1 protein-coding gene is annotated in these 2,752 nt (G+C 36.1%); it reads right to left on the bottom strand.

Features of this window, described 5'->3' with window-relative positions:
* Positions 1-697: 697 nt before the first annotated feature.
* Positions 698-1,576 carry a hypothetical protein gene (locus tag J8L97_RS22670; protein ID WP_211052990.1) on the bottom strand — a complete coding sequence of 293 codons (879 nt, stop codon included), beginning with the start codon at positions 1,574-1,576 and terminating at the stop codon, positions 698-700.
* Positions 1,577-2,752 lie beyond the last annotated feature (1,176 nt).

Below are 2,752 nucleotides of genomic sequence, written 5' to 3'. Positions count from 1 at the left end.
AAATTGATTGCTCTGGGGGGTGATTGATACTATTTTGCATGAGTTGAAATATACAGCTTATATTTTAAATTTATGAAATAGGCGATATGCTTATTCTTCGGGAGCTGGCCTAATTTTTGAGTGGGTGTCATCTTTAGGTTAGATATTACTTCAAAAAAACGAATATTACCGCCCCATACGTTCATGCAACCAGGTTCAAGGTGATGTTTAAATACAGAGTTAGATTGGCAAGCAGCTCGCAGATGACAAGGGTGACTTAACCCGAGTGGGTGTTGAGAGCACTTGCCAATCGCCTATCATTGTTTGCTACAGTTAGATGAAAAAAGGCCTAGCCTGCCTATACAAAACCCGGACAAAGGCACGGTATATAAACCGCTTGGGTGTATTCAAATTAGGGTGTATGGGCTCGAAGCTCATTAGGGGCACTGAAATAACAGTTAAGCCCGGATATATGTCAGAGCAACGCTTTATTGCAAATGGGTCAAACGTCAAACAGTGGCAGCGACGAAATGAAAAAACGAGGTAGTTTATTCTACCCCGCCAGAGTTATTTTGTTTGACATACTGGGAGTGTCCATATATGTCATCAGTAGGTTTATCATCATCAGTAGGTTTATCATCGAGATAGACAGCATCGTTATGTAAAAAGGGATCAACGACTCTGATCCCTTTAATTCGCGTGTATCTTATTTTAGGCTTTATGGGCAGGGAACTTGGATTACCTGACCATTACTAAACGTCCTATAGCAAAAACGAATTGGAGGAGGCGTAATTCCTATTTCTTTCCCGCCCTCCACGTTACCATCATCGCCCGTACCATCGCCAGCACCACCCCCACCCCCAGCTCTGCCACCGTAAATTTGTGCAGGGGTATATGATTTACCATTTCTAATAATACCAATAACTTCACCACCTTTAACTACTAATTGGTCACCAACTTTAAGTTTTGATTTAGTATCATGAGAGAATATATATGCAAGTGAAGTGCTTACTATTCCAGTATTGATACTGGTTTGTGCGAAAGTTCCAAGACTTACGCCGTAAAGGGCTAACTTTTTCATTGCATATGCTGCTGGTGTTGCTGATGCTGCTGATGTAATAAAGACATACGCAAGGTTACGATTTTGGTTAATAGAGTTTAAGTCGCTTGTCGTTATTGTATAGCGCCACGAAAAATTATTAATATGATTGCGCAATTGAAGAATATAAGGTTTTTTCTTTCCATGAAAGTCATCCCAAGCCTCACAGTCATAATCATTATCGTCCTGACACCTTAGAGCACCATCTAAAGGTTTAAAAGAATCGCGTTTAGGTCTAGTGTTATTGATACCATTTGTATTAATTTGGTTTAAATACTCTATATATGTTATAGAGTTAACTATTACTCCAGAATCCATCAGGATAAAAAGGAGGTTTTTTTTCGTATTATCGATACCTTCTACATTGATATAAGCACTAATTGAGTCATTAATATCGCAAACAGTAGATTCGCATAAGAATAAAACTTCCTTGTCATAAGAGTCCGCAAAACTATCGCAGCTAATTAGTAGAAAAAATAAAACAAGATAGATTTTCATATTTATTTCCATTTAATAAAGTCGACGCAAAGTACCCGCTTTAGGTTTTTATGTCAAGTTATGTGTTTTTTTTGTATTGTCTGGTTAAGTTTATGTTGGTTACTTGTTGCAGTGTGGGGGTTTTAAAAATATTTGTGTCGTGGTCATATGATTGTTAATCAGCTATAGTGAAATTTTTTTATTGCTCAAAGTTCTGATTTTGCTAGAATTGTTTCTTAGGTTCACTTCTAATTATTTAATTTTAGTAAGTTGTGTTTCTTAGAAGGTCGTTTCCTAAATCATGAACTTCCTGGGTTCTATCTGATCTCCAAATATCCTAACCCATGTTTGAGATGAAGAAGAAAATTAGAAATTGGTCATGCTATAATCGGGTTTTAGTTCAACTCGGTAAAATCAATATTTGATTAAGCGATGGTACGATTTCAAAATAGCAAAGTACTGAAAGCACTGTGGCCGCGCAAATCTCTACCCAGACTTAGCAATTGAAACGTGTTTAACCTTAAAGGCCGTATTTCGTTTACAGCTGAAAGTCTTAGAAAGGTTTGCAAATTTCTTACTATCATAAATACATCATTATATGAAATCAGGTTCAAGTACGGCTGTTTATATAAACGTACTAAAACGTTTGATGTGCCCGATAGGGTCAACGCTATGGAAAGAGACTCTAGCGAACCGCCTTCGTTCACTTGCTGAGACGACAATGTAATTAATGGGTGATAAGCCGTCAAGTTAATAATCAGCATACTGAAGTGGTAATAAAAGTGAAGGTAATAAATAAAATGAATGGGCTAGGTATGCACAAATATTGGCACCAGAGTTAAGACTGATCAATAGATTAGTAGTTAGCTATTTGATCCACAAAATCTATTAGATATTAATAATCCTAAGTTTAAATTATATTTTATCTAATTTTTCTATACTTTAAGTACACCATCCATAACAAAGTTATTAAAGCGCTTTCAGCAAAAATAACCATTATTATAAAACCCCATGGCACAGCTGATTCTATAAGAGTTTGCGAAGTACCAAAAGTTATTGCTATTACAATGAACCATAGCCACGTGGGAAAAGTTATTTCCACCTTATTATTAGAATCCACTTTTTAAAGCTCACCTTTGTTAGTAATTATATAATTATATATGAATGAACGATATTTTCAACCCGAATTCAAGTTCT

The sequence above is a fragment of the Pseudoalteromonas sp. MMG012 genome, from assembly GCF_018100875.1.
In the GTDB taxonomy this organism is placed as follows: domain Bacteria; phylum Pseudomonadota; class Gammaproteobacteria; order Enterobacterales; family Alteromonadaceae; genus Pseudoalteromonas; species Pseudoalteromonas aurantia.
The sequence above is the reverse complement of the archived record's forward strand: the minus strand, read 5'-3'. Positions and strand labels throughout refer to the sequence as shown.